Here is a 13,818-nt window from a genome sequence, read left to right on the forward strand (position 1 = left end):
ACATTGTTTCTGGTCTTTTAACTGAAACGGGCACAATCGGCAATCTTTGAGAAGAGCAAAACAATTCCAAAATGATCTTGCCGAAATAACCTTTCAAAGAAGATGGGCAAATAGTGCTCCTTTAACACCGCTCCGATCACATATATCCGACATAATCAATAAAGGTGCAGCATGTTTATCGACCCGATTAAAGGCCTTATCAGTGACATAATTGTTAAAAGAGCGGATTCTGTTTCCAAAAGGCCAAATTCTGCAAAAACCGAATTATAGCGAGTTGCTGACATGAAACAGTGCACACTGTGCTTTCTTCAAACCACTTGATTATTGTGCATAAAAGCGGTTTTTAAGGCTTGTCCGGCGAGAACAATGTCGTATTACCCCCTTTAACCGCTTGCTTCAGTTTCTTTCGTTTTTTCAAGCGATCGTGTTATATGTTCTTTTATTAAAACAAAATATAAATATGACATTTGCGCGAATTGCATAAAATGGTTGGGCAGGTTTTGACGAGCGAACAATCAACTGGTGTCACAAGACCTATCATTTTCGACCGGAATGGAAACACTTCTGTTCCCGCCGAAAACAATGTTCTTCTCGTGCCCGACAGCCTCTATGAACTGCCTGTTTCCTTTACCGGAATGAAAACAATATGTTACCGCATCACCGGAAATACAATTGTCGAAAATCCCGCACCTCGAAATGCCATTGTTCTTTATGCGCCTTTTCCATTGGGACTTTGGGCAGTTCATGCTTTGGCCGATGGACATTTTGCCAAATTGATTCTGGATAAGCGCGAGCAATATCGTAACTGGCACAACCGGCTTTCTCGTATATGGTTGAAAAATGAAAAACGGCGCATGGGGTCTGACGTCTATAGTCCCCTGATGATGCGAAGACTGCGCGAATCTTTATCGGTGGCTGATTATTTCCCACTCAATATAGGTGATTGGATTTATTTTTCAGAAAAATTACAACAACAATCAGGTCAATTATCGCAAGCTATACTCTGGCTCGATAAAAAGACAAGTTATCAAGATGTTTTGTCTTTTTCATGCTTGACAGAGGTATCAAAATAGCAAAAAATTTTCTTGATGATTTTAAATGTTCGCATCTTTTTGTGCCGATATAGCCGGTCAAAGGAACGTTTATTTTTAATCGGGAGACTTTTATGCGTTTCGCTCAGACACTATTTCTTTTAGCTTTTTTACCTGCATCTGCTTTTTCACAAGAAACCAATATCGAATGTAAGGACCTTGCCGGAGTTGGTCGTTCCGTCATGATGGTTCGTCAAAGCGGCGTACCTATTGAAAAAACAACCAGCCTTATTTTAAACGGGCTAAAAGAAAAGTCACCTGAAGACCAGAAAATACTTGATCCGGTATATAAAAAAATTGTCGAACTCGCTTATAAGGAGAATCAGTTTTCGACCAATAGCGAGCGGATTGAAATTACAAACAAATTTGCCAGACAAATTTTCGAGCGCTGCGCCAGACGCCTGCCGAAAAGCTAGAACATTCCGGCTTTGATCTGATAATCATCTTCCGGCTCAGGCAAAGCGTGTAACTATAGAAGAAAGCGCATTGATAGATGAATGGGGTAACTTTTCGCCGGTAAAGCCTGATTGGTCAGGTTGTTAATGCGGCCGATTGGAACCTATTTATGCTTTTCCTTTTGACAGCAACCAGCGGGCGACAGTTCGACCTATACTGTTTTCAAGAAAAGCGAAACGGCCGGAAACAAGCCGTTTTATCAGAAACAAGCCGTTTTTTTGAGAGACCGGCGCTTGACGGGTTAAAGCGCTCCCATCAACAGATTCACTCCGGTATCATTCATTGTTTTCAACATGAGATCAAGCGAACCGTTAAGATCCAATCCAGCACAAGCACCAAGCGCGACCGACACGTCAAAGCCACAATTCTTTGCGTCGAGTGCTGAATAGGCCACACAAAAATCTGTCGCCAAACCGCAGAAAGTAAGCTTGTGCAAACCGCGCTCTTTTAAATAGCCTCGCAATCCGGTGGGTGTTTTACGGTCATTTTCAAAAAATGCGGAATAGCTGTCTATTGCCGGATTCATACCTTTTCTGATTATCATTTCGGCCTTGTCAACGGGAAGAGACCCGTGAATTGCTGCCCCGTTCGAGCCTTGGATGCAATGATCCGGCCAAAGTGTTTGCGGGCCATAATCGACATTTATGGTATCGTAAGCGGAAGCCCCTTGGTGATTGGAAGCGAAACTCTGATGGTTTTGCGGATGCCAATCCTGTGTGAGAATGACATGATCGAAGCGCATCATCAGCGCTTGGACTGTCGGGAGGATGAGATCACCATCCGGCACGGCGAGTGCACCACCGGGTAAAAAATCGTTCTGAACATCAACAACGATAAGAGCCTCGCCTGCCATTTTTTCTCCCCTTATTTCCCTCACTTGACGGTTGAAGTCACGTGAAAACAGTCATATCAAAAAGGCATGATATTTTGCAAGGAAGACTTTGATGAAAATTACCATGATCGGTAGCGGGTATGTCGGGCTGGTTTCGGGCGTATGTTTCGCCGAATTCGGATTCGACGTGACATGTGTGGACTCCAATCCTGATATTATTTCGCGGTTGAAAAAAGGTGAAGCCACAATTTTTGAACCCGGTCTTGATGAAATGATGATAAGAAACATCAAGGAAGAACGCCTTTTCTTTTCAACCGATCTGGAAAACAGCGTCAAAGAAGCCGATGTTATTTTCCTCGCTGTAGGCACACCATCGCGCCGCGGCGATGGTGAAGCAGACCTGCATTTTATAGAACAGGCTGCCGATCAGGTGGCCCATGCCATGAAAGATGGTGCAGTCATCGTTATCAAATCGACTGTCGTTGTCGGCACCAATTCCCGCATTCGTGAACGTATACAAAAGCAGCGGCCGGAAATCCGCTTTTCTATGGTATCCAATCCGGAATTTCTGCGTGAAGGTTCGGCCATTGAAGATTTCATGCGCCCCGACAGGGTTGTTGTGGGCGTTGAAGATGAACGGGGGCGCGAAACAATGCGCAAACTCTACCGCCCGCTTTATCTGCGCGAAACGCCGCTTGTCATTACCTCGCTTGAAAATGCCGAACTCATCAAATATGCGGCCAATGCCTTTCTTGCCATGAAGGTCACATTCATCAATCAGGTTGCCGATTTATGCGAAAAAACCGGCGGCAATATTCAGGAAGTCGCACAGGCAATCGGCATGGATAAACGCATCGGCTCCAAGTTTCTGCACGCCGGTCCGGGATTTGGCGGTTCCTGTTTTCCTAAAGATACGCGCGCTTTTGCAGCAACCGGCCTGCGCTATAAGGCTCCCCAACAGTTGATTGAAACAGTTATTTCGATCAATGAAGAACGCAAGGTAAAAATGGGCGAGCGTATTATCAAAGCCGCAAAAGAAAAAAATACCGATACCGTTGCTGTGCTTGGTGTGACATTCAAACCCAACACAGATGATGTCCGCGAATCTCCCGCTTTAACGATTATCAAAGTCATGCAGGAAGCCGGTCTGACGATACGTGCTCACGACCCTGAAGGTGAAGAACAGGCAAAAAAAGTTCTCGACAATATTGTCTGGTGTTCTTCGCCTTATGAAGCCGCCAAAGGCGCCGGTGTCCTCACAATCATTACGGAATGGAATGCCTATCGGGCACTGAACCTTAAAAAGCTTGCCGAACTTATGCCATCCGGCAAAATTGTCGATTTGCGTAATATCTATAAACCGGAAGAATTTCAGGATATAGATCTCGATTATATATCCATCGGCCGTTAAGTAGACGGCCATTGTTTGAAACAGAAAATTGTTCACTTGGTGATCGTTTATATGACGATATCCGGTTTGAATGAGCCGGCGATTATATAAGCGGCACAAAAAAAGGATGAAGCAGATGGCAAAAAACAAACCGGATTACGGCGTTATCGCTGTTTGCTTCATTATTTTCTATTTCGCATTTGAAGCTTTGTTTGTGTCTGTTATCTCGCAAGGTGCGGGGCTTGACGATGCCGAACTTGCGTCCAATATCAGTTTCTGGAATTGGGGCTATGGCGGTTCGCAGCCGCCGCTTTATACATGGATTGCCTTTGCCGTCGAACAGCTCTTCGGGCTTCATTTCTATTTGTTGCAAATTATCAAATTCGGCCTTCTTGCAACCACTTTCCTCTCGGTTTATCTGGCGCTACGGCTTCTTGACGTGCGCCCTGTTGTGGCAGGAGCATCTATGCTTGCAATGTTCCTGCTGCCCCAAATCGGCTGGGAGTCACAACGTGCGCTTACCCATTCTATTATCGGCACTGCCGGTGCTGCCTATACGTTTCTGGCATTCTGTTTTTTTTGCCGCAAACCCTCTTTTGGACGAGCTATCCTTTTGGGGCTGGCTTGTGCAACCGCAATTTTAGGCAAATATAACGGAGCACTCTTTCTTATTGCACTTTTCGGCGGCACAGCCTTAACGCGGGACTTCCGCAGCGCGCTGAAAAACCGCTACTTTCCACTGGCTATAGTTGTAGCCTTGATCGCTATTGCACCGGCTACCATTTATATGTCTGCCCACCCCGCAAGCGTCGTCGCACGTGCCAACAAACTGGCAATGGGTAAGACAGGGGGCTTCTTTACCGATCGTCTAACCGGTCTTGCCGATTTTTTTACAGCGTCTTTGGGTTTTGTTTCGATTGCGCTTATTATTGCTTTGATATTGGCCGGATTACATAGTTTTTCCAATTCCAAAGTATCCCGATTGACAACAAGAGATGAAAACAAAGCCGAACATCTCATATACCACATTTTGCTTTTCGGCATTTTGCTTGTAGTTGCGCTTGTCCTCGTGCTCGGTATTACAAATGTCAAAGACCGCTGGTTACAGCCATTGCTTTTCCTTGCACCCGCCTATTTTGCAATTGTCCTTTCGCGCTTGTGCTACTCTTTGAAATATGTGCGCGCATTCGGTGTGATCGGCGCTATTGCGGGGCTTGTCGTGCCATTTGTCCTTTATCTCAACATCGCAACCGCCTATAACCGGTTCGCCCCGCCGGAACAGCTTTTTGACTATAAAACACTTGATCGGACACTTCGCGCTGAAGGGCCGTTTGTCATGGTTTTCGCGCGTCACCCGCAATTGCCCGGCAATTTGCGCCTGCTTGACCCAACGCTCAAGACCATTCACATAGGTTCGCCTTTTGTAATTGAAAGATTAAAGACGCCGCTCATGGTATTATGGACGGGAAACGGAAAATTGCCCGATGACTTGCGCGCAACTCTTTTGAAGGCCGGCTTGCCGACAACAGGAAAAACCGGCGAAGTGGAAATCGGCTTTAGCGGAGGAAGCGATGTGAAACGTATCGTTTCATATCTTTATCTGCCTTGAACCATATCTCGCTTGAGAGAGACCGGCAGGAGAGAGACCGGCTGAAGAGAGACCGGCAAGCCAAGTAAAACGGCTCCGGTTGGTTGTCGCCAAGGAGCTCGTTTCTCACGGAAAAACATTATAAAAGCTTGATTTTTGAAAAATTAGCGGCTTTCGTCTTCAGGTGCAATTTCGCCCGCGATCAGGAATTCATCTGTTTGTGTTTCTTTTCGCGGTAAATCAGCGAAAGGTTACGAATATAAACAATGAGCCCCAAGCCCTGACCGGCAATAAAAACAGGGTCTTTCTGCCTGATCGCATATATAAGCAGAAGCGTTCCGCCTCCTAGCGAAAAAAACCAGAAGGCAACCGGCATAACACTTTTTCTGGCTTTTTCAGAGGCAAGCCATTGGACAACAAAACGCATCATAAAAAGCGCCTGTGCAACAAAGCCCAGAACAATCCACCCGTCCCACTGGGCGACAAAGACATCATGTAACCATTGGGTAAATTGTGAGAAAATGCCGCTCATTTTTCGCCCTTTGCCTTTATTTCTGTCACCTTGGGAACAACTTTGCGACGGCGACGCAGCCACCAGACTCCATAGAGATCGAGAATACCACGAAGGCCGCGATCAAGAATACCGTAATTGGAATGGCCATGGACACGTTGGCGATCAACCACATCAATATGCGTCGTTTTGAAACCTTCACGCAGAACCAGCGCTGGCAAATAACGATGCCAACCGTCAAAAAACGGCAATTGCCGGAAAAGCTCTGTACGGATTGCTTTTAATCCGCAACCTGAATCGCGCGTATTGTCTTTCAAAATTGCCTGCCGCAATTTATTGGCAAGTTTGGAGGAAAGCTGCTTCAATTTTGTATCGGTGCGTTTCAAACGTTGACCGGCGGCAAGCCCGTATTCCGGCCCGGCGGCAATAAGCGCATCGGCAAGTTCCGGTAGATAAGCGGGATTATTCTGCCCGTCACCATCAATCGTCAAAACAATATCGCCTGAAGCCGCAAAAACTCCCGAACGCACCGCAGCACTTTGACCGGCCGAGCGATCATGACGGATATGGCGCAAAGGTTTGCCCTCGCTCATCCGTTTATATAAAACCTTGGGTGTATCGTCGGTCGAACCGTCATCCACGACGAGAATCTCGTAATCGCGCCCGTTCATGGCATTATCGACTTCATCAAGCAGAAAAGCCAGATTTTCAGCTTCATTACGACAGGGAATGACGACAGATAGTTTCATTTAAATAACTTCGTTCCAATGCTATGCGAGATTGAATAGCATTGAAAACCGCAAGTGTCTATGAAACGCATCATCACCCGTTGCTGAAACTGTTAAAAACCTTGCTCTTCCTGTTTTCCCGATGGCGTGTTTTTTCGTCCCGTAAAAATTGCAGGTTTCAAGCTTCCCGCAGCCAAACAACCTTTTTACTGCCGAAAGCCCGCGTCTGCGAGAATTTATTGAAAAACAAGTGCTGATAAAAACATGATCGTGTGAGGGGCACTCTCATCCGTTTTCCTGAAACATCACTTTTAAAAAGCAGCATTATTTGTGTGCACTGTCATTTTGCTGTTCTTCGTTCGCTGCTCTTTATAGACGATTTTCAGCTTGTCCGAAGGCCGATTTTCCAACCCACATTTGCTTTCCGCTTTTTCTTTCACTTGAAACAATATTTTCAAGCCCATTCTGCCCAAGAAAGCAAAAAATGTTCCGACAAAGAAATTTGGTTTTTTCAAATAGATTGCGAATGATTATTCGATATTGTGCAATTTTATAGACACAATTCAAAACCTTTCTATATTCTTTTTAAAGTTCATTATAGAGAGGGATACCTAAAATGGCTCTAATATTTTTGATATTAGGTTTTATTGCATCAATTGTGCTTATATATTTCTTCTATTCACTCGTAAGTGCCCAACCACTCTCCGGACAAAACCACTTGCGGCCAGCATTATCAAACCTGTCATTTACATTGATACGGCAAAGATTTACCGGCTTGGGTTGGGTTGGCGTTGTGTTGGTGTTTCTCGCGCCGGTTGCAACGGCAATCATTGTTTCGGCCAATTTGAAAGCAATCGCCGAAGCCACATTTTTTGATACCCCCATCCCCGATTTTACCTTGCTTTACCTTTCATTGGGTTTTCTGGGACTGATCGGCTTTGTCTTCATTATCATCGGACGTGAATTTTATAGTTTTAGTCCTGTAAATGCCAGTCTGGAAGGCGACGGAAATAGACATGCACCTCATCCGGAACCACATCATCCGGAACCACATCATCCAGCCCCGCATCATCCGGCGCCGCATAAGGTTACCCCCGACCATTCTCCCCTTAAACCGGCTCACCCTCAGCCACCGTTACCAGAAAATCCGGCTCCTCTACCCGAAGCAGAACCCGTCCCCCGCCCCGAATTTGTCACGACAATGAAAGACGACATACCTCCGACAACCACACTTTAAAGGCAAAATTTCTAAACGAAATAGTTTTCCGAACCATTGTGAGGATTTAAAAACTGTAACTATTCCGTTTTTCCTCTTAAAAAAATAATAACGGGACAATCGCACAATTGCCCCGTTAAAGATTTCACAACTTAAACGTTTCCCAAAAAGTTCAACAACCTGCTATCTCTGCTGTTTCGTCATTTTCCCCTGCCCGCGCTTTTCCAATCTTTCTTCCTCGTTTAAATTTGTAACCCGATTTATTGCCCGAAAAACCCGAAAACAGTCCCGAAAACGTTATAAATTGGATTTCAGAAATACGGGGAAATGAAACAATGCATTTTTCTGATTTCCCTTCATCCGGTCAAAACTTGCCTGATTTTTGCTTGGCCAATTTCAAGAGCATGGCACGGAAACCGCTTTTACCCGTTCCCTAATTCGTATCGAGCTTCTTATGCTTGAGGCGTTTTCCAAATCTCAGAACAAACGATTACAGGTTTTATATGTGTCGATTATATCGGAAATCGCTTTTCCTGCTTGTTCATAAAGTTCGGGCGAAAAGCCGCAATACCCCATGAGCAGGCCGTTTTCACGACTATTCCGGCAATAATTCGAGATTGCGCGAACGGCAAAACCGGCTTTTTGAAGCTCGGCCTCCAATGCGACATCGTTGATATTTTTATCAAGAAGTGTAACGAGATGAAGCCCCTGTCGCGGCGGGGCGAGCTGCATGAGATTTGCCCCTTTTCCGCTCTGCAATCCCTTGACGAGAGCATCTCTGTTGTTTTTGACAATCCTGGCTGACCGGCGCAAATGCCGCGCGTAATGGCCGCCATTGATAAAATCGGCCAAAGCTTCTTCAACAAAAGTAACGGCGCGTCTGTCAACGAGACTACGAAATTTGATAAGGCGCTCACATAGGTGCGAAGGTACAACCATATAGGCGCATTGAAGACCGGCAAAAAGCGTTTTGGAAAATGTGCCGAAATAGATAACAGAACCATTGTCATCAAGGCCTTGAATAGCAGTCATAGGCGAGGCTTCAAAGCGGATCTCGCTATCGTAATCATCTTCAATAATCATCGCGTTGTTATCTTTCGCCCATTTTAACAAATTGAGCCGCTGCGACAGCCCGATCGTGCCGTCTAAAGGAAATCGTCTTGAAGGGCTGAGCAAAATTGCGTCAGCCGGTGGCAAATTCAAGTCATCGTCAAGTTTATCGTGAGGTAAAAATTCCAACTTCTTGCCGAGTGCTTCAAGTGCCTGAATTGCATTGTGATAAGACGGGTCTTCAACGAGAATTGTCGCTTTATCGCTCAAAAAGCATCTCAGGCAAAGGTCCAGTGATTGTTGCGTACCGGTCGTTATAAAAATTTGTGAAGCATCAAGGTTGAGCCCTCTGGCTTGCCTCAAATAAGCCGAAAGCGCCTCTCGCAGTTCCAGTGTCCCGCGCGGATCGGTATAGTTATAGTGACGTATACACGCTTTGGCTGCGCGATTGTTCAAAAGGCGGCGAAACACGCTCATCGCTTTGTCATTTTCAAGAGGTATACTCAACTCGCATAAGTGATAGGCCGATTTTTGTTCACGTTCCGGCACCGAAATTCGAGGTTTGAATGTGCGCGATACATTTGAAGCAACAAAACTGCCGCTTCCCCGCTTCGTTATAATGTAACCGTCGGCAGCCAACATTTCATAAGCTGCAACCACCGTTGAACGGGAAATAGAAAACCGCTTTGCCAAATCCCGACTGGGGGGTAATTTCGCACCATACTCGAATTGTTTCTTATCAATCGCTTGCCTGATGAGGCGATAGACATTTGCAGGCTTCCGGCCATTCTCCGGAACAAGCGGCATCATTGCCGACCAGTCGGGAAAATTGGTCTGATTTTTTTGTTTTAATGTGGTTCTTTTTTGTTCCAATTTCATAGAACACTATTGGCCGCTTCTATCAACTTTTGCAAGGCAAATGGAATGACGACCGAAGACTTCTCCATAACCGATAAAAACCGCGTTAAAAGGAGCTACAAACGTGCCTCCTATAAAAAGGAAACAGTTTATCATATTCTCGACAGTTCGGCTCTGGCGCATGTCGCCTATGTGATTGACAATACACCCTTTTGCACCCCGACAACACATTGGCGCGAAGGCGACTATCTCTACTGGCACGGTTCATCCGCCTCGCGCATGATAAATCGGTTGAAGCAAGGGGTGGATGTATGTGTCACTGTTTCGCGCCTTGACGGATTTGTGCTTGCACGCTCGGCTTTCCACCATTCGGTCAACTATCGCTCGGTGATGTGTTTTGGCAAAGCCACACTTGTTTCAAATGAAGAAGAAAAATATCGCGCGCTTAACAATATGATCGAGCGTTTTTTCCCGAAAAGAACAGACGAAATACGCGAGGTCACGCAAAAAGAGCTGAAAGCAACATCTGTGATAAAGATGAAAATTGATGTCGCGGCAGCAAAAATGCGCGCGGCAGGACCTCAAGATGACGAGGAAGATTATGCCAACCCCATATGGGCAGGTGTTATTCCGCTCACAACAATTATCGGCACCTATCAACCTGACGACCGTCTTGAAAACGGTATAACTCCTTCAGAATCGCTCAATGTCTGGACAAGCGGCAAAAGACTGGACGATGTTCTGACCGAAACGCAACAAATCTATATGAACCGGTTGACTTGAGAGGAAGAGTGACGCTGTGCAACCACCAATGATTGCACAGCAACATCGCCAACTGCGTCAAATTTCTTGTGCGCGCCTAATCTTTCGGAATAGTCAAGTGCCAATCGGGATGATTGCGGTTGAAGCGGATAGAAGAATAAAGAGCAGTCAGAATGAACACCATTCCGATAACACCCGTCACCACTTCGGGAATATGTATGACGGTCTGCAGATACATGATAAATGCGAGAACCAGAATGGCATAAAAAGCCCCGTGTTCGAGGTAGCGGTATTGTGCAAGTGTTCCTTTATCAACAAGAAGCACAGTCATCGAGCGGACATAGAAGGCACCAATCCCCAGACCGATTGCAATAACAAAAAGATTGGTAGAAAGTGCAAAAGCGCCGATCACACCATCGAAGGAAAAACTCGCGTCCAATACTTCGAGATAAACAAAAGCACCCACCCCTCCTTTATAGACATTTTCCATCGTATGTTTGCGGGCATCCATTAAAACGCCCAAGCCTTCAACAGCGATAAACGCGAGCAAACCGTAAATTGCCGAAACCAGAAATGTATGGTCGTCTTCCGGTTTTACGAGGCTGGAAAAAATGAGCACAAGGACAAGCGTTATAGCAATCTGTATACCGTGGATTGACGCATATTTTTTTGCCCGCCCTTCCAGAAACAAAATCCAATGGGTTTCTTTTTCAGGGTCAAAGAAATATTTAAGCCCCACCATAAACAGAAAAGTACCACCAAATGCCGCTATACCGACATGGGCATCTGTCATGATTTCTGCGTAATGTTGCGGCTCCCAGATGGCCAGTTTCAATGCCTGCAAGGGGCTGATCCACGCAGCAAAAGCCACCACAATCAATGGGAAAATAACCCGCATCCCGAACACCGCAATAACAATACCCCATGTTAAAAAACGATGTTCCCAAACCGGGCTCATATCACGCAAAATACGCGCATTTATAATGGAATTATCGAATGAAAGTGAAATTTCCAGAACACCGAGAACACAACATATGAACAGATATTCAAATATGCCGCTGGTGGAACCTGTTTCAACATAGCCAAGCCACATACCCAGGCTCAGACCGACAACTGTAAAAATAAAGGCGCCGGTAAAATAGCGTAAAACGCTCATTATATTCCCTCTTTTAAGCAGCCTTCAAAAAGGCTCTTGGCGTTTACCGGTTCAGGACCAACGTCCTTAAACAAGTTCTATATGGAAACAACATGGTCAAAACGCAAGGGTTTTGCTTCCTTTCCGATGTGAAAAGGTTAACAATATCTCAAATTTTTTAAAGCCGGTTAGAAATCATACTTATTACTTTATAGGCTAGAAACACTTGCGTCGCAGGAAAGAAAATCGAATGTGTTAGTCATTTACCGTCATTTGAAAATATATTTTCAAATAAACCATTATTATTTTGTGCCAAGCATTGGCAATGTGACAACTTCCATTTTACCGATTGTAATCGGGCATCATTCAATTCTTTGGAAGAAAATCAATATTTTCAAAAGATTTGTATTTCAAATATTGCAAGTTTCTTCTTTTGAAACCGGAACACAAAACAATCGAACGATTTGATTGTCAATATTCCGGAGACATTCTGTTCTAATTGTTACCCCTTTAAAGATAATAATAAAACGCTAAACTCTATAACATGTTGTAAATTCCTGAAACGGGGAGAAAATAATATGTTCATCAATAAAACAACAATTGCAGCAGCCTTCGTAGTTCCATGCATTTTCTGGGGCGCTTCGGCTGGTAAAGCGGCAAAACTTGATGTTCCAACAGGGGCTTACGTGTCGGATGCAGCACATACAAACCTGTTGTGGAGCATCAAACATTTCGGCCTTTCCAATTATTACGGACGTTTCGACAAAATCGAAGCAAAGCTTGATCTTGATGCAAACGATGTTGAAAAATCGGTCTTGCATGTCAGGATAGATCCGAAGTCGGTTGATACAAACTATCCCAAAACGCCCAATGAATTTAATGACGAAATTGCCGGTGAAATGTTTTTCGACGCCGACAAATACAAAAACATCACTTTTGATTCAACGTCTATCGAATTGACAGGAGAAAAAACAGGAAAGGTTACCGGCAACTTGACTTTTCACGGTGTGACCAAACCTGTTGTGCTCGATGTCACATTGAATGGCACTCTTGCCTCTCACCCGATGACGAAAAAACCCGCCCTCGGTTTTTCTGCAAAAACGGTTATCAAGCGTAGCGAATTTGGCGTCAATGAACTCGAAGGGCCATTGAGTGACGATGTCAACCTTACCATTGAAGCGGAATTCAAACCGGCAGAATAAACATTCGTTTCATACTTTTTGCGAATGTTTGAAATCTATTTATGGCAATCATTTTTCGTAAAACCGGCAGCGAACATGGCGTTTGCAGGCCGGTTTTTCGCTATTCGGGAATATTTGTTATTTGCGGGCTGTAGGGTCCGTTTTTCCGTTGCCCACCCAATTTCAATCATGGACATATAGCGTAAAGTGAGAGTGCTAGCGTGGATTAAAAGAACCCATCTTTAAAAAAAACAGACGCGAAAACGGTTGAGGTGGTTAAATGCAACACCGGTCAGAGCTTGGATAGGGCTTTTCAATTGAAAAACAATCCGTTCTTTTCGAGCACACGGCAAAGAAGCCGGTTGTGCCTATCGTGGCACAAAAGAAATAAAGCTATTCAAACCGAATATGAAATATACCATCCCCGACAGACCGCGCTTAACACCGCTTAACAAAACCCGAACCGACGATTTTGCAGTGTTCTGCTTTGCTTAAGTTAATTTGGCTGTGTTTTGCCTTGCTAAAATCAACTTGGCAGCGTTCTGTTTGGCTTAAGTCAAATTGTCTGGTTCTATTTGGCTTAAGTCAAATTGCCTGTGTTTTGCTTTGCTTGAACGAACTTGGCTATGTCTTGCCTGGCTCTTGGCTATGTGTTGCCTTGCTTAAGCCAATTTTGCTGTGTTTTCTTTACCCACTCTGCTTTGCCAAACCCGTTTGGTGATAAAAGCCTATCACCCCACGCTGCGCTTCCATTCAGGCAACATTTTGATAAAGCCGGTGGTTTATGCCTTAAATTCTCTTAAGCGCAATCGCACTCCTGCACAGATAAAACGCTTTTCTATTTGCGCATTCATGATGAACACCGCAATACCAGAATGAACACCGCAATATCACAATGAACGCCACCGTATCACACAACAAAATGCCGGCGAGGGTTTTTGCTATATCACAATTGCCAAAAGTTTTGAGTCAGATAACTAAAAACCTTCGCGCTGATTATCACGAAATTTAACTTTTCAC

The 13,818-nt window shown here is 44.9% G+C and carries 12 protein-coding genes; 7 read left to right on the forward strand and 5 right to left on the reverse strand.

From position 1 onward, the window contains the following. Window positions 1-485 precede the first annotated feature (485 nt). Window positions 486-1,073, forward strand: a complete 588-nt coding sequence (locus BBC0122_RS08025) for a hypothetical protein (RefSeq protein WP_077992822.1) — start codon at window positions 486-488, stop codon at window positions 1,071-1,073. Window positions 1,074-1,165: 92 nt separating this feature from the next. Then, window positions 1,166-1,507, forward strand: a complete 342-nt coding sequence (locus BBC0122_RS08030) for a hypothetical protein (protein WP_077992824.1) — start codon at window positions 1,166-1,168, stop codon at window positions 1,505-1,507. 281 nt (window positions 1,508-1,788) lie between these two features. Here BBC0122_RS08030 and pncA read toward each other — a convergent pair whose 3' ends face one another. After that, on the reverse strand, window positions 1,789-2,400 hold the full coding sequence (gene pncA / locus BBC0122_RS08035) for a bifunctional nicotinamidase/pyrazinamidase (RefSeq protein ID WP_077992826.1): 612 nt from the start codon (window positions 2,398-2,400) through the stop codon (window positions 1,789-1,791). A gap of 91 nt (window positions 2,401-2,491) precedes the next feature. Here pncA and BBC0122_RS08040 point away from each other — a divergent pair, with 91 nt between their 5' ends. Further along, window positions 2,492-3,790: a UDP-glucose dehydrogenase family protein gene (locus BBC0122_RS08040; protein ID WP_077992828.1), complete on the forward strand. Its 1,299-nt coding sequence runs from the start codon at window positions 2,492-2,494 to the stop codon at window positions 3,788-3,790. Window positions 3,791-3,905: 115 nt separating this feature from the next. Continuing rightward, complete coding sequence (locus tag BBC0122_RS08045; protein WP_188318012.1) at window positions 3,906-5,378, forward strand: ArnT family glycosyltransferase; 1,473 nt, start codon at window positions 3,906-3,908, stop codon at window positions 5,376-5,378. Window positions 5,379-5,559: 181 nt separating this feature from the next. Here the strand turns inward: BBC0122_RS08045 and BBC0122_RS08050 are convergent, their stop codons facing one another. Next, window positions 5,560-5,889 (reverse strand): lipid-A-disaccharide synthase N-terminal domain-containing protein, encoded by a 330-nt coding sequence (locus BBC0122_RS08050; RefSeq protein ID WP_077992830.1) that lies wholly within the window; start codon window positions 5,887-5,889, stop codon window positions 5,560-5,562. Continuing rightward, on the reverse strand, window positions 5,886-6,617 hold the full coding sequence (locus BBC0122_RS08055; protein WP_077992831.1) for a glycosyltransferase family 2 protein: 732 nt from the start codon (window positions 6,615-6,617) through the stop codon (window positions 5,886-5,888). The genes BBC0122_RS08050 and BBC0122_RS08055 overlap by 4 nt, the downstream gene beginning before the upstream one ends. A 595-nt stretch (window positions 6,618-7,212) precedes the next feature. On the opposite strand from BBC0122_RS08055, the gene BBC0122_RS08065 reads away from it, so the two are divergent. Then, window positions 7,213-7,833 (forward strand): hypothetical protein, encoded by a 621-nt coding sequence (locus tag BBC0122_RS08065; protein ID WP_077992835.1) that lies wholly within the window; start codon window positions 7,213-7,215, stop codon window positions 7,831-7,833. 456 nt (window positions 7,834-8,289) lie between these two features. Here BBC0122_RS08065 and pdxR read toward each other — a convergent pair whose 3' ends face one another. Next, window positions 8,290-9,741 carry a MocR-like pyridoxine biosynthesis transcription factor PdxR gene (gene pdxR, locus BBC0122_RS08070; RefSeq protein WP_077992836.1) on the reverse strand — a complete coding sequence of 484 codons (1,452 nt, stop codon included), beginning with the start codon at window positions 9,739-9,741 and terminating at the stop codon, window positions 8,290-8,292. 45 nt (window positions 9,742-9,786) lie between these two features. On the opposite strand from pdxR, the gene BBC0122_RS08075 reads away from it, so the two are divergent. After that, window positions 9,787-10,503, forward strand: a complete 717-nt coding sequence (locus BBC0122_RS08075; RefSeq protein ID WP_077992838.1) for a pyridoxamine 5'-phosphate oxidase family protein — start codon at window positions 9,787-9,789, stop codon at window positions 10,501-10,503. A 76-nt stretch (window positions 10,504-10,579) separates the two neighbouring features. Here the strand turns inward: BBC0122_RS08075 and BBC0122_RS08080 are convergent, their stop codons facing one another. Then, window positions 10,580-11,638: a DUF475 domain-containing protein gene (locus tag BBC0122_RS08080; protein ID WP_077992840.1), complete on the reverse strand. Its 1,059-nt coding sequence runs from the start codon at window positions 11,636-11,638 to the stop codon at window positions 10,580-10,582. A gap of 557 nt (window positions 11,639-12,195) precedes the next feature. On the opposite strand from BBC0122_RS08080, the gene BBC0122_RS08090 reads away from it, so the two are divergent. Then, window positions 12,196-12,819, forward strand: a complete 624-nt coding sequence (locus BBC0122_RS08090) for a YceI family protein (protein WP_077992843.1) — start codon at window positions 12,196-12,198, stop codon at window positions 12,817-12,819. The last annotated feature ends 999 nt before the right edge of the window (window positions 12,820-13,818 follow it).

The organism is Ditibartonella choladocola (assembly GCF_002007565.1).
GTDB classification, from domain to species: domain Bacteria; phylum Pseudomonadota; class Alphaproteobacteria; order Rhizobiales; family Rhizobiaceae; genus Bartonella; species Bartonella choladocola.